The following is a 24120-nucleotide window of genomic DNA, read 5'->3' on the forward strand; positions in this document are numbered from 1 at the left end:
CTAAGAGCTTTGATATCGGCGAGGGCCGTTCCATGCTTCTCGACACCAAAGCCATGGTGCATATCATGGTTCGCCATGTTCCCGAATTCTGGGACGGGTCGACCGCGACTGCGCAGAGTTTCTTCGACCGTGGAACCACAGCTGCTGATATCACCCAGTACGTTGGTAGTGTTGTTCGTCAAAATAGGCAAGATTTGTTGGCTGCTGTAAAGGCTGGCGCCTGGAAGCAGGTCGTCGGGACGGTGGGAGACCAGGACTTCACTCTAGGCACCAAATTCGGAGGTCGCATAGGACAGTTCTATCCTCACTAGGCCTGGAGGTGGCCTGTAATGATCACGATTCGTTCGCTCTTGCGCGGTAGGGACGGTCGCCTTATCGAGCTCGATGGAATTGATGACCCTCGGCATGACCCCGACTACATGGAAGGTGCCATCGAGTTGTCCATTGATGGAGTTGCTATCCTGTCCGGGAATGACTGGGATTATATCGATGAGCTTTGGGCCTACATTGGCGGCATGTTGGAAAAGTTGGATAACGGCGAGCCAAGTGCTGCCACCTACTTTCCGGATCAGCCATTGCTGCTAGAGATGCGCAGAGTTTCGGAAGGCCGTCTCGCAGTATCATGCAAACATGGCAAATCGGTTCGTGCTGCTACTGTTTCAGAGCAAGAGCTTCTTGGGGCTCTTCGGGATTCAGGGCGGGAGTTCTTCGAGGCGATGGCGCGCGCCTTCCCGGTGAACGCGGAATCATATTCCGTCGCATCGCGCGCATTCTATGCGGGCTGAAACGTTCTGCAAGTGCGGCTTGGAAGCAGCTTTGGGTCCATGTTCACCGCCGCTCGGTGACTCGTAAGTAGAAGGACCAGGTGCCGGGATGAGCCCCGGCTCCTGGCCCCTTAGCTTCCTCTACTCCACCGGTTCAACCGCGTCGGCAGTCGACTCACACGTACTATGTGCTGGCAGGGACCACGCCGGTACTCGTGCATAACTGCGGCGGATATGATCTGCGCGGCAAAGATCCCATGAGTATCGTTCCCGATAACGCCAGTGTGCGAGAGCTGAAGCCGGACCCGAATGGCGGATCTCAGTATGGTCTTGAGTTCAAGTGGAAGAACGCCGATGACAAGACCGTCCGCTTGAGGATCCACGGTCCGGATGGGCGAGCTCCGGCTGGATCGAACTCGGCCACTGGGGAAACGTACCGCGTCAGATTGGAAATCAGTATCAAGATGAAGCAGGAAATCTCTATCACCGACAGGTGCACAATCCGGATAGCCCCTTCTATGATCCGACCGCAGCCAATGAAACTCACATTCCATGGCCGTTGCAGTTCCCGGGGCTGTAGATGAGCATTGGTCGAGATTCCCGCAGAAAGCCTTGACCCTTCGGAGGTTTCCTATATTGAAGACCTCAGAGGGCTCTTCGGATAGATGCCGAGCAGGATCTTGAGTGATCTCTGACTATCCAGTCCTTCGGGGTGAATAATCATTGAGCCCCCTTCCGGAGATAACTTCGGGAGGGGGCTCAATGCGTCTTGACGGCAGTGGTTGACGGCAACGTCAACGTACGGGTGCTGCACAAAGCTGTGGATCGTCGCCGTCGTCGGGCTCGACGGAGCTGTCGGCGAGGTTGCCGAGTATGCGGCCGAGGAGGTCTATGGCGTCGCGCTGGAGGCGGAGTCGGACGTGGGCGTACACGGTCGCGGTGACGCCGATGTGGGCGTGACCCAACAGCTCCTTGATGACGACGAGCTCGACGCCCTGTTCCAGGAGCAGCGTCGCAGTCGAGTGCCTCAGGTCATGGAACCGGATCGCCCGCAAGCGGGAGCGGCGGAGCAGCGCCTTGTAGTGCCGTGTGAGGGTGGCGGGTTCGATGGGGTGGCCGTCCGGCCGGGTGAAGACGTGGCCGCTGTCCACCCAGTCTGCGCCGGCCTGCTGCTTCTCTCGGGCCTGCCGGTCGTGGTGCGCGCGGAGCGAGGCGACGCAGGCGGCCGGGAGGGCGATGCGGCGTTCCGAGCTGATCGTCTTGGTCGGCAGGGCGGTCAGGCCGCCGGTACGCGTGCGCTGGAGGGTGCGGCGGATGGCGGCGGTGCTGGCGTCGAGGCCGAGGTCTTCCCAGCGCAGGCCGAGGAGTTCGCCCTTGCGGAGCCCCGTGCGGAGGGCGAGTTCGAACAGGGCGTGCAAGCGGTGGCCCCGCGCGGCAGCGAGGAAGGTGCGGGCCTCGTCGGCAGTGAGCGGGTTGAAGCGGCGTGGGCGGGGTGTGCCGGTGCGGACATTGCGGGCGACGTTGCGCGGGATCTCCTCCTCGCGCACGGCGTGCTCCAGGGCGGATTTCAGCACGGAGTGGATGTAGGCGAGCGTCAGCGGCGAGAGGTACTTGCGGCAGCACTTGCCGATAGCGCAGCAGCGCGGCCGGCGGTCGGCCTGAGCATCAGGCTTCCGGCGGGCGTCGATGCCGCGTGCGCAGCACTGGCAGACAGTCCGCAGCCCGTTCAGCCAGCTCCGGATGTCCTTGGCGGCGAGCTTGGCGAGCTTCTTCTTGCCCAGGCCGGGGATGAGGTACTGGTTGACGCAGGCGGTGTAGCGGGTGTGGGTGGTCTCGCGGAGCTGGTGGACGGCGACGTTGTCCAGCCGGTACGTCAGGTAGGCGGCCAGGCTGCCCTGGGCGGAGACCACGGGCACGCCGCGGTTGCTCGCGGCGATCTTCTCGGTGAGCTTGGACAGCGCCTCTTTGCGGGTGCTGCCGTAGACGCTAACGCGCTTCCGGGTGTCGCCGGGTGCGAGAACGTATCCGGCGGCTTCCCAGCGGCCGTCCTTGCGCTGGTAGACGGTGCCGTCACCATTGGCGCGGACCCTGCGAGAACTGGTGTGGGTGATGGGGCCGGGGTTGGTTTCGGAGCTGGTCATCAGGCTGCCTCTGCGAGGTGGTGGTGGACGAGGGCGGTCAGGGCGTGGGTGGGGATGCGGCGGGCGCGGCCGATGGTGATGGAGGCGAGCTGCCGGGTGCGGATGAGGTCGTAGACGGTGGAGCGGCTGATCTTGAGCCGGGCCATGACCTCGGGGACGGTGAGGAGTTCGCTGTCGGAGGTCATGCGATCGCCCCCGTCTGGACGGGGATGGTCAGCGGGTCGGTGGTGTGACTCGCCAGGTCACCGGAACGCTGTGGGTGCCTGGGGTGGCTCGGTTGCTCGGGCTGGGGGCGCGGTGGGGTGGCCAGGAGGTGGGCGAGGTGGGCGAGTTCGGGTAGGAGGCCGGTTCCGGCGTACTGCCAGTGCGAGATCACCAGGGTCGTGTCCGTGCTGCCGTGTCGCCTGTTTTCCGCGCGCTGACCGGCGCGGCGACCGGGGCCGAGGTCGGTGGGACCGGCGGTCAGGTCATCGCGGTCACCGTGCCGGTCAGTGACCGGCTGACCCTCACGGTCCCTGCTCGGCGGATCGGCCGACGAGAGCCGGGTCGGCTGCCGTGGAGGCGGCGGTTTCGGGTTGACGGGTGCGCCAGGCGGTGCGCTCTGCTCGGAGGTGGGTGAGGGTGGTGGAGTAGTGGCGGGTGCGGGTGGAGAAGTGGCCTCGGAAGCCGAGCATGTGGGCCCACTGGCGCAGGCGGAGGTGGGCGTGCTCGGGCCGGGTGCCGAGGCGCCAGGCAGTGTGGATCATTTGGCGGGCGTGGTCGGTGAGGTCGTGCTGGGCGAGTTCGGCCAGGAATCGGAGTCGGCGGTCGAGGGTGCCGGTGGTGGTTTCGGCGCCCTTGGTGGCGTACTTGGCGATGTAGGCGGCGACATGCCGGTCCGTGACAGGGCCGTCGCCGGTGAAGTCGGTGCTGCGGATGGCGCGGACGTCGATCTGCCGCCCGAACCGGAACGAGGTGGGCCTCGCGGCGCAGGTGGGTGGTGAAGCGGGCCCACAGAGCGGGCGCGTGGGCGTTCCACAGCACCGCGCCGGTGTAGTCGTACCGCTGCGGGTTCAGCGGGGTGCCCAGGAGCGGGTCGCCGTCGGCGTGCCGGGTGCCGCAGGTGCAAGGGGTGGTGCCGGGTTGGTTGTGGACGGGGCCGAAGCCGGGGGCGGTGAGGGTGGCGAACACGCGGGGGTGGGTGGCGACGCTAGCCGGGACGGTCTTGCCGCCGCGTAGTCCGGCGGCGATGAGCTGGTAGGTGTCGTAGCGGTAGAGGGTGGAGCAGGCCGGGCAGCGGGTGGTGCGGCGGTTGCCGCAGCGCAGCAGGAGTTCGCCGGCGGGCAGGTGGCGGGTGTCGAGGTGGTCGAGGATCTGGCCGGTGGCGGTGTTCAGGCGGGTGCGGTGGCCGGTCATCCGGATCGGGCGGGCGCAGCCGCCCAGGGAGCCGATCTGCCGGGCCAGGGGTGCGAGGTATCCGGCGGCAGCGAGCTTTGCCAGCCTGGCTGTCAGCCGCGCCCGGCGTTCCAGCGCCGAGCCCCTGTGCGCGGACGCGTCGGCCTTCCTGTCCTGCGCTGGTGCGGCGAACGCCGTGCTGGCGGGAGTGAAGGTGGTTGCGGGGGTGGGGAGTTGGAGCTGCGCGGGCATGGGGACAGACCTTCGGCAGGAGTCGGGAGAAGAGGAAGGCGATTGAGGGGCGACCCGGGTGATTGGCGCACGTGGCCACGGTGCGCGTGACGGCGGGCGCGGATGGTGGGCCGGGGACGTCTGGCCTGGTCAGCGGTGGTGTTCACCAGCGGTGCGTGAAGGTAGCATCGCTTCAAGCGCGCATTCAAGTGCATCCCTCCTCATCTATTTCGGTGGCCGGTGGGGACGCGAGTACTGTGGCCCCGGTCTTCCGTTTTGGACGGGCCGGATTTCAGTGGTAGAGGCGCAGAGAAAGCGGGGTGACCTGCGGTGACGGTGGGACGGCGGGGGCGCAGACCGGCGGGCGGCACGGTGCTGCTGACGTTCGAGGTCATCGCCGAGGCCCTGCGGGAACGGATCCGCTCCGAGGAGCTGAAGCCGGGGGACGCGCTGCCGACGCAGGCCGTGTTGATGGCGGAGTACGGGGCCTCCAGCCTGTCCGTGCAGAAGGCCATGGCCCTGCTGAAGCAGGACGGCTACGCGATCTCCCGCCCCGGCAAGGGCGCCTTCGTCGCCTCCCCCGACACTGACTCAGGTGACGGGGAGGCGGGGAACACACCCGTCGGCGGGACGGCGGCGCGCGTCGAGGCGCTGGAGCTGGCACTGGCCGAGACGCTTGATCAGCTCACTGCTCTGCGTGCCCGCGTCGAAGCCCTTGAAGCAGGGGACGCCGAGCGAGACCGCTGACCCGCCGGCCGCTGGACGGCCAGGGGCTGGAGTCGTGCGTCCAGATTTTCTCTACGAGGTTCAAGGCGGGCTCCGCCCGTTGGAGGTGGCCCGACGTCGCCGCCCGACCCGGAGCCGTAGCAGAACCCGAGGCCCGCAGGAGTGTCGGCGGTCAGCGGTCCGCCAGGTCGTGAGCGGGGCTCGACTGGTGCCCGATGGGAGCAAGTTGTGGAGTAAGGACTCCTCCCGCGTTCGCGGAGCAAGTTGTTGCCAACGACTGTCCTACGGCCGGATCTCAGGCAACAGGGCCGACCAGGGGGCCGACCCTTCACGTCCGTCGTCCGGCTCACCGGGGGCGGTGGCGGATCTCGCCTCCGGCGGGGAGCGAAGCTGCCAGCGACCCGTCGTTGGGGCGCCCATCTCGCCCGCCCCGGTCGCGTGTGGCCCTGTGGACGCGTATCAAGCTCCGGTCGCCGACCGCCTCACGGTCCGGCGACGGTCGGCGACCGGGCTGACCGGAACCGGGCTGTTGGCGCAGCAAGTGTCCCGTTGGATATCCCAACGGGCTATCCGACGGGAAGAAGGCTGACCCGGGGGCGGGTCTTGCGATGCAGGGCTCTCCGCGAGGGGACGACGCCGCGTCGACCAGAGGCTTGGCGTGCGAGCGGTGGAGCCCCCCGCTGGGCAGCCGCCCGTGACCACGTCAGTCCGTGGTCTTGGGGTGGCCGGTGCCGGCGTAGGTGATCCAGGCGGTGCGGTTGGCGTCGTCGAGCAGGTACCAGATGCGTCCGCCACCGGTGACTTCGTACTGCCAGCGCTCCAGGGTCTGCCCCTTGTAGGTGGTGGTACCGAGTTTGCCCTTGAGCCGGTGCTGGCGCTCGGGGTTCTCGGCGGCGCGGGGTGTGGCGCGGATCCGCTCGAAGGCGCGGCGCAGGTTGCCCGGTGCCTGGCGGCTCAGGTGTTCCCAGCCGTCGGCGGCCTCAGTGTTGGCGAAGCGGAGGTCGTACTCGTCGCCGGTCGGCGGCGGCGCGGCCCGGTCTCCGCGCTTCGGGCTCACTCCGCCGCCCCGGGCGCGGGGACGGAGCCGAGGTCGCCCTCGGGCTCGCGGGTCAGCAACGCGTGCAGGGCGGGGTCCGCGTAGATCTCGGCGCTGTGCTTCCACTGGGTGAGCAGAAGTGCGATCGGGGAGAGATTGTCCAGGGCTACCGCGCCGCGAGCCGTGTCGACCAGCTCGGCGAGCAGGGTGTCGATGTCCTCGGTGGGCAGGAAGGTGCTCCATGGGAGGGCTTCGGGCAGGGCCTGGCGCAGGGCGCTGATGTTCTCGGTCCGTACCAGCCCGGCGAGCAGGCGGGATGTGAAGTCCACGACGGTGGCGTCGCGCTCCATCTGGTCGACGCGCATCAGGGCCAGATCCCCCGCGTCGCGTCTCCGAAGCCTCAAGGCGCGGACGGCTTCGAGTCGGCGCGTGGTCGCGGCGGGATGGTGGAGCAGCTCACTGAAGGGCAGGTCCTCATAAGCCGAAGTCATAACATCCACAGTAGCTCGGATGTGGGTCGGTGGATAGGCGGCGCGACGCCTCGCCGCCGCCTGTTGGTCTAGACCTCTGACGGCAGTAGTGACGGCAACAACCACGCACGCCAGCGCACAATCACGCACCCCAACGGAACGTCTAACCGCCGCTGACCTGGGGAAAGGCAGGTAGGGCAGGCGGCCGTGCCACACGTACTATGTACTGGCCGGGACCACGCCGGTGCTCGTGCACAATTCTAATTGCGACTGGCGGATCCACGATGCTGCCGATATCGCGCGTGGCCATGCAGACGGAAAGCATGCATCAGAGTTCCCCGGGATGTCTGCCAGTGATCTTGAGGCTCACGTCAATGACGTAATGGAAAACCCCCTTCGTACAAAGGATCTAAACAACAATCGGAAGGCATATCTGGGCCAGGATGGCGAGACGATCGTAATCCATGACCCTATGCATGATGACGGTGGAACCGTCTTCCGGCGTGCGGCGGATAGGGTGGACGAGTATTGGAACAACGAGCTGAACTGAGAGGCCCAGGCAATGACTAAGAAGTCGGCGGAGCAGTTGCTGCTCACAGATGAAGAGGTTCAGCTGCTCCGGAAGGGATTGATGGAATGGAGCGGCCCGGCTCGCTGTACTGAGGAGTTCGCTGTCGCAATGGGGTTCAGCGGCGCGACGGACTTGCCTGACCAGTGCAGTAAGATCCGATCTGCACTTGTTGCAGGGGAGTCCCTTGAGTCGATGGACTGGGCAAGGGCGCTCGTTGCGACGGAGATTGCTTTTGCCAGTGATGTTGTCGGTTCCGGATATGAGTGGTCGACCACGACTGGCTGGTCTGACGAAGTGACTGTCAAGACACTGCGGGCCATTCAACGGAAGTTGGTTCGCACGGTAGCCCCGCTCGTTGGTAATGGCCTAGGAACGCGACCGTCGGAGTTCTGAATAGAGACCACGGTTATAGCCCACGCGCCACAATTGAGAGAGTGCTGTAGGAATCCCCTCTAATTGCCGATTTTTGCGCAAAGAGGCCCCGCCGGGATCGTCCGGCGGGGCCTCTGGGTTTTCTGACGGCAACGGTTGACGGCAACGTCATCCCTGAAGGGGCGGGGCCGGGTCAAGTCCTTCGGAGAGTTTGTGGCTTCCGGCTGGTTGCGGGCAGCCGTGAAAAAGGCGCTCGTGGGTCAAGGCGGAGCGCCCGCAGGCGGAGCCGAGGACGAACGGCCTTGAGGCCGAGTGCCAGCTCACGATGATGTCGGTGCCGGAAGCGCGCTTGTCGACGGGGAGTTGTTGGTGGGGTGGTGCTCCGAGTTGGGTCAGGGTGTCGGTGGGCGGGCCGTCTCCAGGGTCCGGGCGAGTGCCGGAGGGCAGGCCGTGGCACGGCTGCCGGTCATCCCTTCGCCCCGCTGACGGGGGCATGGAGCGGTGCGGCGGGCGGCCGGACGGGGGCAAACAGCGGGGCGACCTCGCCGCCTTGGCGGGGGTCAGACGTTGCGCGACCTCGCGTGCGGACGCGGCTGGGTGCCTGGTCATGCTGCGGCCTTGTGTCGGTGCAGGGCGCGGATCTCGCCGTCACGCAGGCCGTAGTAGACCAGGGTCAGGAGTTTGCGGGCCACCGCGACAGTGGCGATATTGCGGCCGCGTCGCCCGGTGATCGTGGCGCGGGTGGAGGTGAGCCAGTTGCCGGAAGGGATCCTCTGGACGGCCTCGATTACAGCCCAGCGTACGAGGGTGGAGCCCTGTTTGGTGATGCGTCCTCGGCGGACCTTGGTGTCCGATTCGCGGTGACGTGGTGTCATACCGGCCCAGGAGCAGAGGTGAGGGGCATCGGAGAAGCGGTCGACCTCGTCGATCTCGGCGGTGAGGACGGCGGCGAGCGTGGGTCCGACACCGGGCAGGGCCTGCAGTGCGTGGTAGCCGGTGTGGGTGGCGAGGCGGGCTCGCAGCCACCGTCGGCCAGATCGATTTCGAAGCCGTAGGCGTCGATGAGCCGCAGTGTGGCGTTGGCCCGCGCTCGGAAGGGAGCGTCCAGCGGCGCCGCGGCAAGAAGGTCACGGCCACGGACGCCGAAGATGTCGCTGACCGGCAGCGTCATGCCTTGCTTGGCGAGGATGGCATGGATCTCGGCCTTCAGCCCGGATCGGAGGGCGACGCACTTGGCCCAGAGTACGGCTGGTGGGCGCTGCCCGTCCCACTTCGCCCCGACCTCACCGCTCAAGAGGCCCGCGACGACATGGCCGTCACGGTGAAGCACATGCTCGCCCCGCTGCGCGAGCTGTGATCGCCCGCCCGGCATGATGGGGCACGTCCACCCGGCTGCCGAGGACAGGCGTGCCCGGATCACGGACCTTCAGCGCTGCTGGACGTCGCTCGCTGCGGCGCCGGGCAGGAGAGTAGGGGTTCACTGTTTCGGGAAGCTGTTCCGAGGGCCGCCGCACACGAAGCGTGCCCGAGCAGCGGCAGCACCGGTCGCCGGTGCCGGCCGTTGACGCCACAGGCCAATGTCGACGCGATGAGCCGCTACGCGGCCGAGCCCGCCACCGACCTCGCCCCGAGCTGCGGAGCCGCCCGGCCGCAGCCGGCGCCGGTCCCGGGCTGACCGCAGGCCCGTTCAGCGGGCCAGCAGGGCCGCCTCCGCGACGTCCGGGTCCGGGTGGCGTTGCCAGTGGGCGAGTTCCTCGCGCCAGTGCGGTGGCCAGGACTCCTTCCCGCCGACGGTGCGCAGGAGCCCCACGGCGAGCACGGCGGCGGCGGTCGTGGCGCGGGCCCGGAGGTGGTGGAGCACCGCGAGGGTGGCCTCGGCCGGCGGGCGGTCGCCCCAGGCGAGGCCGGAGACCTCGGCCACCTGGGCCAAGCGGAGCGGATGGCCCTGCGCCAAGTCGAGGCAGCGGTCCCACAGGTGGAGCGCCGGATCGCCGGCCGCCAGGGCGCGGACCGCGACGGTCTGAGCCGCGCGGGCCGCCCGACCCGCCAGGCCGGCCCGGGCGAGCGGCTCGACCAGGGCGTTCAGCAGTTCCGGTGCCGGGGAGTCGAACCCGCCACCGACCAGCCCGGCCAGCCGCTGCCGTGCCAGCTCCCGTTGACCGTCGCTCCCGGTGGCCAGCTCGACCAGCCGGGAGACCACCTCCGGCCACCGGGCCTGCACGACCGGCTCCTGCGGGCGGAGGGAGAACACCAACGCCGCCTTCCGCCAGACCCGTTCCGCCTGACCGAGGGTCAGCAGCTGTGCCGCCACCGCGCGGGCCGCTGCCTCGCCGGTGCGGCCGCGCCGGACCACCGCGTCCAAGGCGTCCTCCGCGACATCCGGATCGGGATGGACCGCCGCCGCTGCCAGGAACTCCTCCCAGGCCGCTTCTGCCGATCCGGGCAGCGGCCCGGTGCGTGCCGCCAGCACCACCTCCCGCACGGCGGGTTCGCCGAGCCAGGCGCCGAGCCGGTCGGCCACGCCGGGCCGGTCGAGCAGACGCACCATCAGCTCGCCCAGCGCCGCCCGCACATCGCGGTGCGAATCCGGGTGGTCCCAGGCGGCGACGGCCGTTCGGGCAGCCACGTCGGGCGGGAGGTCGGCGAGGGCCCGGGCGAGTTCCTTGCCGACGCCGACCGGGGTCCCCGGCGTGAGCAGCCTCTCGCGCAGCAGCGCCGCGGCCTCGCCGTCCGGCCTGTGGGCAAGGACGCGGCGCAGACCGCGGGCGGCGGCCCGGCCGCGCACCCCGCCGCCGAGTCGGGCGAGGAGCACGGGCAGGGTCTTCGCGGGATCGCCCACCGCCGCCAGCCGCAGCAGGGCGGCGGCGGCCACCGGCTGCGGTGCCCGGTCGATCACCTCCAGCAGGTCCGTGGGGTCGGTGAGCACTGCGGCGGCGGCAGTGCGCAGTGTGATCGTCCGTTCCTCATCGTGGACCAGGGGTGCCACCAGCGCGGTGTGCAGGGCGCGGTCCGTGCGGGAGGCGTCCTCGGGAAGGGCCGGCGCCCAGGGCACGGCTGCCTGGAGGTGGGCCGTCAGGGCGGGACCGATCAGATCGGTCCGCCGCCGGACCAGCAAGCTCCACACCTCGTCCATCTCGGCGAAGGCCGGATGGGCCAGGACCACCTCCTCGACGCGCCGCTCGCGGGTCCGCCGCTGCCGCAGCAGCAGGCGGGCCGCGCGCGCCCGAACCGCCAGTGCCTCCTCGCCGTTGAGGATCTGCCGCGACCAGTGGTCGACCACCTGGAGGCAGGGAAGCAGCTCCGCCGCACCCAGCAGCCGCTCCGGCCTGCGGAGCCGGGGATCCGTCCGCAGCCGGGCCCAGACCTTCCCAGCGAAGGGCAGGTGCCTGACCAGCGGCTTGATCGGCTCGGTGCAGCGCGGGTGTTCCCTCACCTGGACGAGGACGGCCAGCAGTTCGGCGACCCGGTCGAGAGCCCGGGATCCGGCCGCCTGACGGATCGTCCGGGCGAGCCAGCGCGCGGTGGCGTTCAGGCAGCGTGCGGTCGAGTCGCGCGCCTGGAGGACCGTCAGGGCCGCGTCGCGCAGCACGTCGTCCGGGACTGCGGCGAGGAACCCCTCCGGCGTCTCGGCCGCCCGGATCAACGCCAGCTCCCGGACTTCGGGGTGGTCGTGCCACGCCCGTTCGCTGCGCCGCAGCACGCGGGCGTACTCCGCGGCATCGCCGCCCAGCGCAGCGCACTGGAGCAGCGCCGACCAGCCGTAGCAGCGCATGATTCGGCTGTGGCTCCCGGCCAGCGTGGCGAGCCGTTCCTCGGCCTCGGCGAGGGGGAGGTACCTGACCGTGGCGGCCAGGCGCTGTTCTCGGCTCCTCCGGTGGGCCAGGTAGTCACGCACGACGACGGCTCGTTCCTGCGGATCCAGGGCGAGCAGCAGCGAACCGTGCGGGCGAGCGTGCGAGTGGGCGGCGAGCAGTTCGCGGGCCACGCGGTGCCGTTCGGCCGGTTCGAGCAGCTGGAGCACGGGTTCGGGCCTCGGCTGTCGGAACGGACCCGCCGGCGCCTTCGGACGACAGGTCCTGGCGAGGACGGCCAGCTCCTCGACGGGCAGGGCGCGCAGGGCCCGGCAGACCCGCTCCGGCAGCTCTCCGACCGGAACGGGCAGGTCGACCGCGTGCTCCCGGACGGCGGCGACCACCGCCGCGGGCTCGGTGAGCAGGTCGACGACGGCCTCCGCAGGGAGCAGGCCGGGGCAGCCGCGGAGGACGGCCAGCCCGGCGTCGCGGTCGCGGCGGGTCGCTCCGGTGATCAGCTGATCGCGCAGCCGGACCGGGAGTCGGCCGTCGGCGGGTTGCCCGGTCTGCCGGAGCAGGTACTTCGTCAGGGGGCGAGGGGCGGTCCGGGCGAGCGAGCGCAACACGCCCTCGGGGACGGGCAGGTGGGGAAGCCACTCGTCGACCAGGGCGGGGGTGCAGGAGGGCAGGAGCCGGGCCGCCTCCTGGCCGCCGTGGAGCCGGTGCACCTCGGGGAGCAGCCGGTCGGCGAGGATGTGCCGCCTGCTCCGGCGGAGCAGGCGGTAGAGGGCGTGCCGGTAGGCGCGCGGTGCCGTGCGGGCGAAGTCGGCCAGGATCTCGTCCGGGACGGGCAGCCGGCCGGCGGCCGCCAGGGCGCGGGCGCGGAGCAAGGGATCATCGAGAGCCGCGCCGACCCTCACCAGGTCGCGCCGGACGACGGCGAGGAAGAGCGCGGTGTGCCGGTCCTGGGTATCGCCCGAGTCGAGGCCCGCGTGGAGCGTCTCGTACGCGTCGGGGGCGAGGGCCCTGGCGTGGCGTGCGAGAGCGGCTTGGCGGGCGGGCCGGGCAAGCCGGTCGAACCGGGCGAGATGTCGGGGAGTGTCGTCTGCCACCGCGATCACCGGGAGTTCGCGAGGCCAGCCTTTCGGATCATCATGAGCGGGATCATGGCGGCCGTTCCGGCTGTGCGCAACCTGTTTTTCGACGCATCCCCGACGCATCCCCGATGCATCCCCGACGCATCCTCAGGAACCGCACCCGGTGGCGCCGGTAGGAGCGGGCGGCCCGGAGACGGTTGACGCGACGTGCGGCCGCGCACCAGCGGCGGCGGGGGTTGACCGGCAGGAAGAGTACGACGCGGTCCTCCGCGTCGCAGCGTTGGGTACCGGTCCTCACGGGGGAAATTCGAGTTCGTTGCGGCGCCGTGCTGATCCTGCTGTCGACCCCGCTCGACCCGCCCGGCCGCGCTACTGGTACCGCCCACCGAGGGTTGGCGGCGGCGGGCAGGTGGCGCACCGTGCGCGTGGTTCCCGTCGCGGGGCGGTCCGGCTGCCCCCGCGGCGGCCGGACCGGTGCGTGGCACCACGCGGCGCGAGGCCCGGGCGGCGCCGTCGGCGGCGTGGCGCGCGGTGGTGTGCACACTCCGTACGTGTCCCGGGCGCGGCGCGGAGCAGTCCATCGACGAGGGCTTCCCAGGACCGCTGCTCCGCCCGGGTGAGCGGTCGGCCGCACCGCGCGGCCCGCTCGGCCCGCTCGTCCTGGCGGGCGACGCGGGTCATGTCCCAGACCGTCAGCGTCAGGGCGACCGCGATGGCGGCGATCAGTGCGAGGGGTTCCAGGCGGGTCATGACGCGGCGCCTGGGAACGGGCCCGGCAGCCCGAGGGCGCAGGGGAGTTGCTCGTCGCGGTCGTCGCGGTCGAACTCCTCGTCCATGGCCTCGCGTTCATCGGCGCGAGGGTGATCGATCACGGTGGCTCCTTCTTCGCAGGCTGGGCGCCCGGGGTTGGGCTACGGGGCGGTACCGGTGCGGGTGCGGGTTTCGGGGCAGCTCCTGCCGGCCGCCCGCGGCCAGTCCGACCATGTCTCCAGACGTCTGAGTCGCCCATCGGTTGCACCCTTGCGGACAAGTTCCGTGAGGAACCCGACGGGGGAGGGGCGTGGGGCCGGCAAGAAGGTCCCGAAGCGCGATGGCCGCCGGTCAGGCGCACCGCGCACCAGGGCGCGGCAGGCGGCCGGGCCGCGAGCGCCACGGAGGCTCACGGGCGCGGGTGGACGGCCACCGGCGCACCGGCGCACCGGCGCACCGTCGTGAAGTCGGTCCACTGCGGCTCGGTCCACTGCGGCTCGACCTACTGCGACTCGAACGACTGCGGCTCGACCGACCGTGGCCGTCTCGGAGAGTGGTCTGCCACTCGTACCCGCCCGCAGCCTCGGTTAGAGTCGCCGCCATGACCCTGTTGGTGAGCCGCCGCCATGTCGACCATGGCCTTGCCACCACCACGGGCTGTCACCGCGACAGCTGACGCGGCCCGCACTCCGTCGACACCTCGTCCGGTGCACGGGGCCGGCCGCTCCAGTTCCGAGCCGAGCGGCCCCGACCACGCCCGCACGCGGATGACGGCGACCGGCCGCTGGGCCCCTCCCCTTTTCGAGCCCAGGAACGGGACCCTTCATGCGTCTGCTCACCGTACGCGCCATCCGTGCGGCACTGACCGTCGCCACCCTGACGGCGCTCTGCGCGCCCGCCACCACCGCCCAGGGCGCGAGCGGCGGCTTCGGGCCGCCCCCGCCGCAGAACCCCGCCACCGCCGCGAACGGCACCGCGACGATGCACGGCGACAGCGCCTCCAGCGACACCACGCCGTATGCCGGACCGGGCAGCGGCACGGTCAACTGGAGCCGCACGGCGCTCGCTTCGGCCTGCCCGACCGTGGTGATCGGCAGCGATCGCCTGCCCGTGCTCCTCTGCACCACGATCTTCGGGCAGACCCCGACCGTGCACCTGCTCGACCCCGGTACCGGCGCCGACCTCGCCTCGCTGGCGCTGGCCAAGGGCAGCCTGTTCGGCGGGGTCTACGCCTACCTCGACAACACGGACGCCCTGGTCGTCGTGGACGGCGACGACAATCTGCTGCGCATCGGCCACCATCGCACCGCCGGCGGCTGGACGCTGACGGTCGACCAGTCGACCCCGCTCGCCGCCGCGGTACCGGCCGGGGACAACATCGTGGGCCTCAGCCCCGGTTGGGACGGCCGGGTGTGGTTCGCCACGGCCGGCGGAACCATCGGTACGGCCGACACCTCCACCGGCGCGGTCCGGACCATCAGCACCGGCGAGGGCGTGGAGAACAGCATCTCCACCGTCCCCGGCCACACGGCCGTCGCCACCGATCACGCGCTCTACCTGCTCACCGAGGCCCCCGACGGCACCCCGACCGTCGAATGGCGGGCCCCCTACGACCGCGGGCCCGGCCGCAAGCCCGGCCAGCTGAGCTGGGGAACCGGCGCGACACCGAGCTTCTTCGGCACCGGGACCGGCACCGAGTACGTCACCATCACCGACAACGCCGCGCCGCACGAGAACCTCCTCGTCTACCGGGTCGCGGGTGGCCCGAACCCCGTCTGCACCACGCCCGTGCTCACCCAGTACCCCGAGAGCGGGACCGAGGACGCCGTGATCGCCTCCGGCGGCAGCGTCTTCGTCACCAACACCTACGGGTACCCCTACCCCGCCCTCCCGGCCGGTGCTCCCGCCGGCGTCCCGGCCTCGGCCGGCTTCGACGGCGGCCTCAGCCGCGTCGACCTGGACGCCGACGGCAACGGCTGCCACCTGGTCTGGAACAGCGACGTCAAGTCGGCAGCGCTGCCGCGGCTCTCGCTCGCCGACGGGAAGATCTACACCCTCACCGTCAGCGGCCCGACCGACTCCGTGGGGGCGCAGACCTTCGCCTCCTACTCCTACGCCACCATCGATCCCGCGACCGGCGCGCAGCTCTCCAGCTCCTGGATCGGCCTCGGCCTGCTCTACAACCCGCTGCAGATGACCGGCACCACCGGGCCGGACGGAACGCTCTACCAGGGCACCGAGACCGGGGTGCTGAGGGTGACCCGCGGCTGACCCCTGACCGGGACCCGCGGCTGACCCCCGCCCGCTGCCCCGCGGCTGACCCAGGACCGCGCAACGGACCCGGACCGCGCAACGGACCCGGGATGCCGGACGGTCGCCGGGTGACCCGTCGCCGGCCCGGTCCGTGGGGCCGCGCGGCCCCGGATGCCCGTCCCAGCGGGCGGGACCGGTGCTGACGGTGTGTCATGGGAGCCATGGCACACCGACAGCACTGGCTGATCCGCTTCACCGACGAGTTGATGACGCTGACCAGCGACCTGACACAGGAGAAGGCCGCCGACTTCGTCCGCCGGGTCTACCAGGCCGGCCACGAGGCGGGCGTGGCGGAGACCCGTGAGGAGACCCGCCGCGAAGGCGAGTGACCCCGGGGTGCGGCGCGTCGGGGCGTCAGTGGACGAGACCCGCCGCGAAGGCGGGTGACCCCGGGGTGCGGCGCGTCGGGGCGTCAGTGGACGAGACCGTCGCGAAGGCGAGTGACCCCGGGGTGCGGCGCGTCGGGGCGTCAGTGGACGAGAGCCGTCGCGAAGGCGGGTGACCCCGGGGTGCCGGGCGTCGGGGCGTCAGTGCGGGATGCTGTCGATCACCTCGCGCGCGCCCTGCCGCAGCAGCGCCACCGCGACCGAGGTGCCCAGGGTGGCCGGGTCCAGCGGACCGGCCCACTCGTGGGCGTCCAGCACGGTCTTGCCGTCCGGTGAGAAGACCCGGCCGCGCAGCGAGAGCCGCCCGTCCCGCTCGGCCCGGGCGAAGCCGGCGATCGGGCTGTTGCAGTGCCCCTGCAGCACGTGCAGGAACATCCGCTCGGCGGTGGTCTCCCGCCAGGCGTCCTCGTCGCCGAGCGCGCTGACCGCCGCGATGGTCGCCGCGTCGTCCTCGCGGCACTGGATGGCCAGCACCCCGGCGCCGATCGGCGGGCACATGAGCTCCACCGGCAGGATCTCGCTGATCCGGTCCTCCGCGCCGATCCGGGCCAGGCCCGAGGCGGCGAGCAGCAGCGCGTCGGCCTCGCCGGCGGCCAGTTTCTCCAGCCGCCGGTTGGCGTTGCCGCGCATCGGCACGCAGACCAGCTGCGGGTGGCTGGTGGCGAGTTGGGCGATCCGGCGGACCGACGAGGTGCCGATCCGGCTGCCCGGCGGCAGCTGGTCGAGGGTGAGCCCGCCGGGGTGCACCAGGGCGTCCCGCACGTCGTCGCGGCGCAGGAAGGCGGCGAAGACGGTGCCGGCCGGCAGCGGCCGGTCGGCGGGGACGTCCTTGACGCAGTGCACGGCCAGGTCCGCCTCGCCGGCCAGCAGCGCCGCGTCCACCTCCTTGGTGAACGCGCCCTTGCCGCCGAGCGCCGACAGCGCCCCGGTCCAGCGGTCCCCGGAGGTGGTGACCGGCACCACCTCGGTGCGGATCCCCGGGTGCAGTTCCGTCAGTTCGGCCTGCACCCGGGCGACTTGGGCCAGGGCCATCGGGGACGAGCGGGAGACGATCCGCAGCACGGCGGGCACAGGCAGCGTCATGGCACCACGATAGGGGGTCCGGGCCCGGGCGAACGGCGGATCGCCGCCGCTGCGCTGTGCCGCCCGGGCGGCCACGCGGTAGCCTGCACCCTTCGTACCCCGGTCGGCGAGCACAGCACGAGAGCGGAAGGGACCCTGCCCGGATGGCCGATATCCGCGAGTCCGCGATCCCGTCCCAGCGGGTGCCCGCCTGGGGCCGTGCCGGCCGGGCGGTCCGGGCGGCCGGCGGGGGCCGGCTGCGGGAGGCCGGTCCGCACCTGGCGCTGGCCGTGCTCTTCCTGCTCGGGTACAGCCTGGTCGAGCTGCTGCGCTACCAGCGGTTCGCCGCGCCCTCCTGGGACCTCGGGATCTTCACCCAGGCGGTCAAGGGCTACGCGCACTTCGGCGCGCCGATCCTGTCGATCAAGGGCCCGGGCTTCAACGCGCTCGGCGACCACTGGTCCCCGATCGTCGCGCTGCTGGCCCCGGCCTGGTGGGTGTGGCCGTCGCCGGCGATGCTCCTGGTCGCCCAGGCCGCGCTGTTCGCCTGGTCGATCGGGGTGGTCTCGGACACCGCCGAACGCGTCCTCGGCAGCCGCAGCAAGGGCCTGCTGATCGGCGCCGCCTACGGCCTGTCCTGGGGGCTGCAGCGGGCGGTCGACTTCGAGTTCCACGAGATCGCCTTCGCCGTCCCGCTGCTCGCCGTGGTCTGCCGCCAGGTGCTGGTCAAGCGGTGGGAGCGGGCTGCCTGGTGGGCGCTGCCGCTGGTGCTGGTCAAGGAGGACATGGGGCTGACGGTGGCGGCCCTCGGCGTGGTGCTGCTGGTGGCGGCCCGGCGCCGGACCACCGCGGCCGTGCTGGTGATGTTCGGCCTGGGCTCCGCGGCGCTGACCATCGGTGCGCTGATCCCGCACTTCAACCCGCAGCACCAGTACGACTACTGGGCCAAGCTGCCGGGCGGCACCCACCCGTTGCCGTGGCAGCTGCTGATCGGGCCGTTCACCCGCTTGACCGTCTGGAAGACCTGCGGCTGGCTGCTGGGCATCGTCGGGTTCCTGGCGCTGCGCTCGCCGCTGGTGCTGCTCACCCTGCCAACCCTGGCCTGGCGCTTCTCCTCCTCGAACCCGATGTTCTGGGGGCAGGACTGGCACTACAACGCCACCCTGATGCCGATCCTCTTCCTCGCCCTGGTGGACGCGATCGCCCGGCTGCGCGCGAGCCACGCGGGGCCGGTGCTGCGGGGCTTCGCCGAGGGCATGGTGCCCGGGGCCCTGGCGATCGCCGCGGCCTGCACGGTGAGCCTGCCGGTCGGCGTGGGCGCGCTGTCCGACCCGGGCACCTGGAGCGGCGGGCGGCACGCGGCGGCGCTGCGGGACGCCCTGGCGCTGGTGCCGCACGGCGTGACGGTGGAGTCCACCATGGGACCGCTCTCCCGGCTGGCCGCCACCGACGACGCCTACTGGGTCGGCGGCTGCAAGCCCGGCCCGCCGCGGTACCTGGTGCTGGACACGGCGGGCTGGGACAACCCCCCGACCGATCTGCCCGCCTACGGCGCCGCCTTCCACCCGGGGGCCCGCTTCACCGTGCTGTTCAGCCGCGACCAGGTGACGGTGCTGCGGCTCCGGTGAGCCGGGCGCGGGCCGCCGTCAGCCGGCGGCGAGCCGCTCCAGCACCCGCACCGCCTGCTCGGCGTGGTCGGCGGTCACGAACAGGTGGTCGTGGTGGAACCCGGCCACCACACTGCAGCCGATGCCGTGCTCGGCCAGCCGGCCGGCGACCGCGGTGGTGATCGCCCTGCCGGTCTCGTCCCGCACGGAGTGGGAGCGCAGGGTGATCCAGACCGCCGGATAGGCGTAGTCGAGCCCGAGCGCCTCGGCCTCGTGCTGCTCGACCACCGCCGTGATGCCCTCCGGCTCCGCCACGGTCACCACCGGACGCAGCCCGGCCGGCACCCGCCCGGGGAAGCTGCAGAAGACGTACCGCCCCGGGGTGACCTCGGGGTGCAGCTGCCCGAGCAGCTGCTGAAGATCTCTGTCGCCGGCCATGCCTGCCACGGTAGCGGCCCGGCCCGCCCGTTCCCGGGAACCCACCGCCGGAAGTTCTTCCGATGCACCATTGCCGTCCGACAGTCACCGATATATCGTTGAGTTATCGAGACAGTACGCGACAGGCGCGTACGACAACGAAGGAGGTGCGCACCATGCGCACGGAACGACATGGCAGGCGCGGCTACCGGATCCGGTTCGGCGAACTGCCTGGTGAGTACGGCGAGCGGCGCGGCGCCTTCGGGCCGCCGGTGCCGCCGGGCGGCCCGTTCGGCGGTGGCCCGTTCGGGGGCTTCGGTCCGCACCGCGGCGGCCGCGGACGCGGGCGGCACGGACGGGCGCGGCGCGGCGACGTCCGGGCCTCGCTGCTGGCGCTGCTGAAGGAGCGTCCGATGCACGGCTACGAGATGATCACCGAGATCGGCGAGCGGACCGGCGGCGCCTGGCGGCCCAGTCCGGGATCGGTCTACCCGACCCTGCAGCTGCTGGAGGAGGAGGGCCTGATCGAGGCTCAGGAGTCCGGCGGGAAGCGGCTGTTCACGCTCACCGAGACCGGTCGCGCCGAGGCCGACGGCGGCTCGGCGGAGCCCTGGCAGGAGGCCGGGCGCGGCATCGACTGGGCGGCGGTCCAGGAGGTGGGGCAGACCATGTCCTCGCTGGACCACGCCATCCGCCAGGTGATGACCACCGGCACCGAGGAGCAGCGCACCAAGGGGCTGGCGGTGCTGGTCGAGGCCCGCAAGAAGCTCTACCTGATCCTGGCCGAGGCCGAGGAGGCGTGAGGGCTACGGCCGCGCGGCCGCGTCCTCGGGCGCCCGGTACTCGTACCGCCAGCGCATCCGGCCCTTGGCGGTGTACACCTTGGCCCGGTCGTACACCAAGGTCCGGGCCGGCTCGTCGCCATGGGCCGGCACCGGCACCCGGTAGACCTTGGGCACCGCGTTGAACAGGCTCACCATGATCGGCAGTACCCGGCCGTCCAGTGGTCCGCCGACGAACTCGGTGTCCTCGCTCCGCATGACCAGTGCCCTTCCCACGTGCTGATCCGTCCAGCTTCGCACCAGGTGGGGGCCGCTCCCAAACCCGCTGCCGAACGGCTCACCACCACCTGGCGAACACCCCCGGGTCCGAGCAGCCCCACTGCTCCCTTATCCTGCTCAGTACGCCTCCGGGACCAGAGCCCGGTCAGCGGGCCCCGAGCGCACCCCCTCCACGGCAGCACCCCACGTCCGGTGACCCCGGCGCGGCCGCCCGGTGGACGGCCCCGGGCCCGACCGGGAAGCTGCGGACCGCGCCCGGTGTTGCGTCGGTAGGTGCGTAGAACGCTGTGGCACACCAGCCACAGCTGTGCGGAAGGGGCCCTATGGTAGCCAGCAGCAGGTGGACGGCGTGGTTGCGGCGCGATCGGAACCCCGGCCCGACCGCAGGCCGCCCGGCCACCCCGCAGGCCCGACTGGAAGAGCTGCTCGCCGCGGCGCGTGCCGGCTTCCCGCTGGCGCCGGCGGCGCACCCGGCCGGCCACCGCTGCTCCTGCGACCGGGTCGGCTGTCCGGCCCCGGCCCGGCACCCGGTCTCGTTCGCCTGGCAGTCCCAGGCGACCACCGACACCGAGCAACTGGACCGCTGGCTCACCCGCGACCCGCAGGCCAACTTCATCTCCGCCACCGGGCGGGCGCACGATGTGCTGGACGTGCCCGCCGAGGCCGGCCGGCTGGCGGTGGAGCGGCTCGCCGAGCGCGGGGTGGAGGTGCCGGTCGCGGCCGTCGGCGAGGACCGCTACCTGTTCTTCACCGCCACCCGGGGCAGGCCCGAGGACGAGGACGAGTTCTGGTCGTCCGAGCTGGACAGCCATCCGGACTCGCCCACCGAGCACCCGGGGCTGCGCTGGCACTGCCGCGGCTCCTACACCCTGCTGCCCCCGGCCGCGCTGCCGGACGGCACCGAGGTGCGCTGGGTGCGCGGGCCCGAGCACCCGCTGCCCGATCCGCTGCGGGTGCTCGACGTGCTCACCGACGCCTGCACCGAGGTCGGCGCGGTCGCCGAGGAGCAGTGGCTGATCGGCTGACCCCGTGTCAGCGTGCACTGGGGGGACGTCGTTCACCGAGGGGACGTCGTGCACTGAGGGGACGTCGTGCACTGAGGGGACGTCAAGCGCGCGCTTGGCATCCCCTCGGGCGTCCGTCCACTACGGCAGCGTCAGGATCTCCGCGCCGTCGGCGGTCACCACCAGGGTGTGCTCGAACTGGGCGGTGCGCTTGCGGTCCTTGGTGACCACGGTCCAGCCGTCCGGCCAGACGTCGTAGTCGTAGCTGCCCAAGGTCAGCATCGGCTCGATGGTGAAGGTCATCCCCGGCTTGATCACCGTGGTGGCCCGGTCGCTGTCGTAGTGCGGGATGATCAGGCCGGAGTGGAACGAGGTGTTGATCCCGTGCCCGGTGAAGTCCCGCACCACGCCGTAGTCGAAGCGCTTGGCGTAGGACTCGATCACCCGGCCGATCACATTGATCTGACGACCCGGCTTGACCGCCTTGATCGCCCGGTTGAGCGACTCCCTGGTCCGCTCCACCAGCAGCCGGGACTCCTCGTCCACCTCGCCGACCAGGTAGGTGGCGTTCAGGTCGCCGTGCACCCCGTGGATGTACGCGGTGGCGTCGATGTTGACGATGTCACCGTCCTGCAGCACCGTCGAGTCCGGGATGCCGTGACAGATCACCTCGTTGATCGAGGTGCAGATCGACTTGGGGAAGCCGCGGTAGCCGAGGTCGGACGGGTAGGCGCCGTGGTCGCACATGTACTCGTGGGCCACCGCGTCCAGTTGGTCGGTGGTCACCCCGGGGGCGATCAGCTCCGCCGCCGCCGCCATCGCCCGCGCCGCGATCCGGCCGGCGATCCGCATCTTCTCCACGGTCTCCGCGTCCTGCACCTCGGGACCGGTGTACGGGGTCGGCATCGGCTTGCCCACGTACTCCGGCCGGGCGATGTGCGCCGGAACCTTGCGGACGGGGGACTGGGTGCCGGGAACGAGGAGAGCCATGGGCGGGAGTCTATCCCGCAGGCCGGTCCGGCCCGGCTGTGTGTGCGAAGGCGCGGCCGGGCATGATCCAACCAGAGCGACGAAGGAGGGACCATGCCGCTGTTCCGCCATCAGCCCACCGGCAAGCCGGGCGAGTGGTACTACTGCCTCAAGCACCAGAAGGTCGAGGAGGGGCCGGAGTGCGCCGCCAAGGACCGGCTGGGGCCCTACGCCACCCGCGGGGAGGCGCAGAACGCGCTGGAGATCGCCGCCGAGCGCAACCGCGAGTGGCGCACCGACCCGGCCTGGAACGACGACCGCCCCGAGGACGACCGGAGCTGACGCCCGCTACCACCGGTTGACCGGTTCCGCGGTGAACTGCCGCACCAGCCGCGCCAGCCGGGAGCGCGGCCGCTCCCCGGCCGCCGCGCTCACCAGGTGCTGCACCAGGTCGAAGCCCGGCTCGGCGGGCTCGTCGACGGTCAGCCGCTCATGGGCCAGCGCGCCCAGCTCCCGGTCGCCCGCCTCCAGCGCCAGCACCACCGCGCCGCCCCGCCGGGCGTCCGCCAGCCGCTCCAGCAACTCCTCGCCCGCCGCGCCGGGGCTCACCACCAGCACCGTCTCGCCCCGCCCGGCCACGGCCAGCCGCTCCGGCCCCGGCTGCCCCGGCACGGTCGGCCGGCGGCGGATCAGCAGCGGCGACAGCTGGGGCACCGCCGACCACGCCGCCTCGTCGTCCAGGTGCGCGGCCAGGTGCCAGGGCTCGTACGCCGCCGTGCCGACCAGCAGCAGGCCACGGGCGGTGCGCCGGGTGACCGCGCCGCGCAGCGACCCCGCGAAGGAGCGGGTGGCCGCCAGCAGCGGAGAGCCGGCCAATGCTTCGCGGACTTCCGACAGGCTGGTTGCATCCATCCCCGAAGCATGGAGCCTGCCGCAGGCGTTTGGCAGGATCGTCGGTATGACTTCCCTCGAATCAGCGACCGACAGCGGACCCGACATTGCCGACCTGGTGGTCGGCGTGCTCGGCGGGACCGGTGACCAGGGTCGGGGCCTCGCCTACCGGCTGGCCCGGTCCGGCCAGCAAGTGATGATCGGCTCGCGCAGTGCCGAACGGGCCAAGACGGTGGCCGCCGAACTCGACAACGGCGTGCTCGGCGCCGACAACCACACCGTCGCCAAGGAGTGCGACGTGGTGATCGTCGCCGTGCCGTGGGACGGCCACGCCGAGCTGCTCGGCGGACTGCGGGCCGAGCTGGCCGGCAAGATCGTGGTCGACTGCGTCAACCCGCTGGGCTTCGACAAGCAGGGCGCCTACCCGCTGCGGCCCGAGGAGGGCAGCGCCGCCCAGCAGGCCGCCGCGCTGCTGCCCGAGTCGCGGGTGACCGGCGCCTTCCACCACCTGTCGGCGGTGCTGCTGCAGGACCCGCAGATCGACCGGATCGACATCGACGTGATGGTGCTCGGCGACGACCGCGCCGCCACCGACGTGGTGCGGGCGCTGGCCGACCGGATCCCGGGCATGCGGGGCGTCTACGCCGGCCGGCTGCGCAACGCCCACCAGGTGGAGTCGCTGGTGGCCAACCTGATCGCGATCAACCGCCGCTACAAGACCCACGCGGGCCTGCGGATCACCGGCCTGTAACGGCGCGTGACGATCCGGTGACGGTATGACGGGACGGGAGTCACCCGGCTGCGGGTGACTCCGGTCCGTCGGCGACAATGGAAGCCGACAGACCCGCGACGGACCCGTCGCCTCACCGACCGGAAAGCCGGACAGATGCCCCGCAACGCCCTCTACGCCTCGATCGTCTTCGTCCTCGCGGTGGCCGCCGCCGTGGTCTCCTTCGTGGAGGGCAACTGGCTGGGCGTGGTCTGGGTGCTGCTCGCCGGTGTGTCCAGCAACATCGCCTGGTTCTACCTGCGCAAGGAGAAGCTGGCCCGGCAGGTCGACCAGGCCTGACCGCCGCCGGCACCACGC

General features: G+C 71.4%; 25 protein-coding genes and 2 pseudogenes. 13 read left to right on the plus strand and 14 right to left on the minus strand.

All coding sequences use genetic code 11. From position 1 onward, the window contains the following. The 3 genes and pseudogenes from LN042_RS16410 to LN042_RS38030 all read left to right on the plus strand — a co-directional run. Window positions 1–311, plus strand: a 311-nt coding sequence (locus LN042_RS16410) for a hypothetical protein (protein WP_230051963.1), incomplete at its 5' end; no start/stop codon positions are given. A gap of 18 nt (window positions 312–329) precedes the next feature. Beyond that, complete coding sequence (locus tag LN042_RS16415) at window positions 330–785, plus strand: hypothetical protein (RefSeq protein WP_230051964.1); 456 nt, start codon at window positions 330–332, stop codon at window positions 783–785. Window positions 786–1021: 236 nt separating this feature from the next. Beyond that, window positions 1022–1344 (plus strand): annotated as a pseudogene (locus LN042_RS38030) (polymorphic toxin type 30 domain-containing protein). A 214-nt stretch (window positions 1345–1558) separates the two neighbouring features. Here the strand turns inward: LN042_RS38030 and LN042_RS16420 are convergent. From LN042_RS16420 to LN042_RS16435, 4 genes and pseudogenes are all read right to left on the minus strand, one after another. After that, the gene (locus LN042_RS16420; RefSeq protein ID WP_230051965.1) at window positions 1559–2905 is read right to left on the minus strand and encodes a tyrosine-type recombinase/integrase; all 1347 of its coding nucleotides are present in this window, start codon (window positions 2903–2905) and stop codon (window positions 1559–1561) included. Beyond that, window positions 2905–3090, minus strand: coding sequence for a helix-turn-helix domain-containing protein (locus LN042_RS16425; protein ID WP_230051966.1), 186 nt, complete (start codon window positions 3088–3090; stop codon window positions 2905–2907). Before LN042_RS16425 ends, LN042_RS16420 begins: the two co-directional genes overlap by 1 nt. After that, entirely contained in the window at window positions 3087–3281 is a 195-nt protein-coding gene (locus LN042_RS16430; protein ID WP_230051967.1) for a hypothetical protein, read from the minus strand. The genes LN042_RS16425 and LN042_RS16430 overlap by 4 nt, the downstream gene beginning before the upstream one ends. 166 nt (window positions 3282–3447) lie before the next feature. Then, window positions 3448–4414 (minus strand): annotated as a pseudogene (locus tag LN042_RS16435) (replication initiator); the annotation flags it as partial. Between the two features lie 468 nt (window positions 4415–4882). Here LN042_RS16435 and LN042_RS16440 point away from each other — a divergent pair. Continuing rightward, entirely contained in the window at window positions 4883–5257 is a 375-nt protein-coding gene (locus LN042_RS16440; protein ID WP_230051968.1) for a winged helix-turn-helix domain-containing protein, read from the plus strand. 682 nt (window positions 5258–5939) lie between these two features. Here LN042_RS16440 and LN042_RS16445 read toward each other — a convergent pair. From LN042_RS16445 to LN042_RS16455, 3 genes are all read right to left on the minus strand, one after another. After that, window positions 5940–6293: a hypothetical protein gene (locus tag LN042_RS16445; RefSeq protein WP_230051969.1), complete on the minus strand. Its 354-nt coding sequence runs from the start codon at window positions 6291–6293 to the stop codon at window positions 5940–5942. Then, entirely contained in the window at window positions 6290–6763 is a 474-nt protein-coding gene (locus tag LN042_RS16450) for a hypothetical protein (RefSeq protein ID WP_230051970.1), read from the minus strand. Before LN042_RS16450 ends, LN042_RS16445 begins: the two co-directional genes overlap by 4 nt. A 1527-nt stretch (window positions 6764–8290) precedes the next feature. Continuing rightward, window positions 8291–8707: a transposase gene (locus LN042_RS16455; RefSeq protein WP_308191816.1), complete on the minus strand. Its 417-nt coding sequence runs from the start codon at window positions 8705–8707 to the stop codon at window positions 8291–8293. A 170-nt stretch (window positions 8708–8877) separates the two neighbouring features. Between LN042_RS16455 and LN042_RS16460 the strand changes: the two genes are divergently transcribed. Next, window positions 8878–9042, plus strand: a complete 165-nt coding sequence (locus LN042_RS16460; RefSeq protein WP_230051971.1) for a hypothetical protein — start codon at window positions 8878–8880, stop codon at window positions 9040–9042. Between the two features lie 330 nt (window positions 9043–9372). Here the strand turns inward: LN042_RS16460 and LN042_RS16465 are convergent, their stop codons facing one another. Together LN042_RS16465 and LN042_RS37305 are read right to left on the minus strand one after the other, a co-directional pair. Beyond that, window positions 9373–12588 carry a hypothetical protein gene (locus LN042_RS16465; protein ID WP_230051972.1) on the minus strand — a complete coding sequence of 1072 codons (3216 nt, stop codon included), beginning with the start codon at window positions 12586–12588 and terminating at the stop codon, window positions 9373–9375. A gap of 731 nt (window positions 12589–13319) precedes the next feature. After that, window positions 13320–13445, minus strand: coding sequence for a hypothetical protein (locus LN042_RS37305; RefSeq protein WP_283843776.1), 126 nt, complete (start codon window positions 13443–13445; stop codon window positions 13320–13322). A gap of 703 nt (window positions 13446–14148) precedes the next feature. Between LN042_RS37305 and LN042_RS16470 the strand changes: the two genes are divergently transcribed. Beyond that, the gene (locus LN042_RS16470; RefSeq protein WP_230051973.1) at window positions 14149–15594 is read left to right on the plus strand and encodes a hypothetical protein; all 1446 of its coding nucleotides are present in this window, start codon (window positions 14149–14151) and stop codon (window positions 15592–15594) included. A gap of 203 nt (window positions 15595–15797) precedes the next feature. Further along, window positions 15798–15965 carry a hypothetical protein gene (locus LN042_RS16475; RefSeq protein WP_230051974.1) on the plus strand — a complete coding sequence of 56 codons (168 nt, stop codon included), beginning with the start codon at window positions 15798–15800 and terminating at the stop codon, window positions 15963–15965. A 198-nt stretch (window positions 15966–16163) separates the two neighbouring features. Here the strand turns inward: LN042_RS16475 and hemC are convergent, their stop codons facing one another. After that, window positions 16164–17105 carry a hydroxymethylbilane synthase gene (gene hemC / locus LN042_RS16480; RefSeq protein WP_230051975.1) on the minus strand — a complete coding sequence of 314 codons (942 nt, stop codon included), beginning with the start codon at window positions 17103–17105 and terminating at the stop codon, window positions 16164–16166. A gap of 143 nt (window positions 17106–17248) precedes the next feature. On the opposite strand from hemC, the gene LN042_RS16485 reads away from it, so the two are divergent. Next, entirely contained in the window at window positions 17249–18712 is a 1464-nt protein-coding gene (locus LN042_RS16485; RefSeq protein WP_230051976.1) for a DUF2079 domain-containing protein, read from the plus strand. Window positions 18713–18730: 18 nt separating this feature from the next. On the opposite strand, the gene LN042_RS16490 is transcribed toward LN042_RS16485, so the two are convergent. Next, window positions 18731–19129: an ACT domain-containing protein gene (locus tag LN042_RS16490; RefSeq protein ID WP_230051977.1), complete on the minus strand. Its 399-nt coding sequence runs from the start codon at window positions 19127–19129 to the stop codon at window positions 18731–18733. A gap of 155 nt (window positions 19130–19284) precedes the next feature. Between LN042_RS16490 and LN042_RS16495 the strand changes: the two genes are divergently transcribed. Further along, on the plus strand, window positions 19285–19911 hold the full coding sequence (locus LN042_RS16495) for a PadR family transcriptional regulator (protein WP_230051978.1): 627 nt from the start codon (window positions 19285–19287) through the stop codon (window positions 19909–19911). 3 nt (window positions 19912–19914) lie between these two features. Here LN042_RS16495 and LN042_RS16500 read toward each other — a convergent pair whose 3' ends face one another. Then, a complete protein-coding gene (locus tag LN042_RS16500; protein ID WP_230051979.1) occupies window positions 19915–20148 on the minus strand; it encodes a DUF8847 domain-containing protein in 234 nt (77 codons plus the stop codon). A gap of 344 nt (window positions 20149–20492) precedes the next feature. On the opposite strand from LN042_RS16500, the gene LN042_RS16505 reads away from it, so the two are divergent. Further along, window positions 20493–21194, plus strand: coding sequence for a bifunctional DNA primase/polymerase (locus LN042_RS16505; protein ID WP_230051980.1), 702 nt, complete (start codon window positions 20493–20495; stop codon window positions 21192–21194). Window positions 21195–21314: 120 nt separating this feature from the next. Here the strand turns inward: LN042_RS16505 and map are convergent, their stop codons facing one another. After that, a complete protein-coding gene (map, locus tag LN042_RS16510; RefSeq protein ID WP_230051981.1) occupies window positions 21315–22163 on the minus strand; it encodes a type I methionyl aminopeptidase in 849 nt (282 codons plus the stop codon). A gap of 93 nt (window positions 22164–22256) precedes the next feature. On the opposite strand from map, the gene LN042_RS16515 reads away from it, so the two are divergent. Then, on the plus strand, window positions 22257–22484 hold the full coding sequence (locus LN042_RS16515) for a hypothetical protein (RefSeq protein WP_230051982.1): 228 nt from the start codon (window positions 22257–22259) through the stop codon (window positions 22482–22484). A 6-nt stretch (window positions 22485–22490) separates the two neighbouring features. On the opposite strand, the gene LN042_RS16520 is transcribed toward LN042_RS16515, so the two are convergent. After that, window positions 22491–23054: a hypothetical protein gene (locus LN042_RS16520; protein WP_230051983.1), complete on the minus strand. Its 564-nt coding sequence runs from the start codon at window positions 23052–23054 to the stop codon at window positions 22491–22493. 46 nt (window positions 23055–23100) lie between these two features. On the opposite strand from LN042_RS16520, the gene npdG reads away from it, so the two are divergent. Together npdG and LN042_RS16530 are read left to right on the plus strand one after the other, a co-directional pair. Beyond that, window positions 23101–23784 carry an NADPH-dependent F420 reductase gene (gene npdG, locus LN042_RS16525; protein WP_230051984.1) on the plus strand — a complete coding sequence of 228 codons (684 nt, stop codon included), beginning with the start codon at window positions 23101–23103 and terminating at the stop codon, window positions 23782–23784. 135 nt (window positions 23785–23919) lie between these two features. Then, a complete protein-coding gene (locus tag LN042_RS16530; protein ID WP_230051985.1) occupies window positions 23920–24102 on the plus strand; it encodes a hypothetical protein in 183 nt (60 codons plus the stop codon). The last annotated feature ends 18 nt before the right edge of the window (window positions 24103–24120 follow it).

Origin of the sequence: Kitasatospora humi, from assembly GCF_020907985.1 — a bacterium.
Classification (GTDB): Bacteria; Actinomycetota; Actinomycetes; order Streptomycetales; family Streptomycetaceae; genus Kitasatospora; species Kitasatospora humi.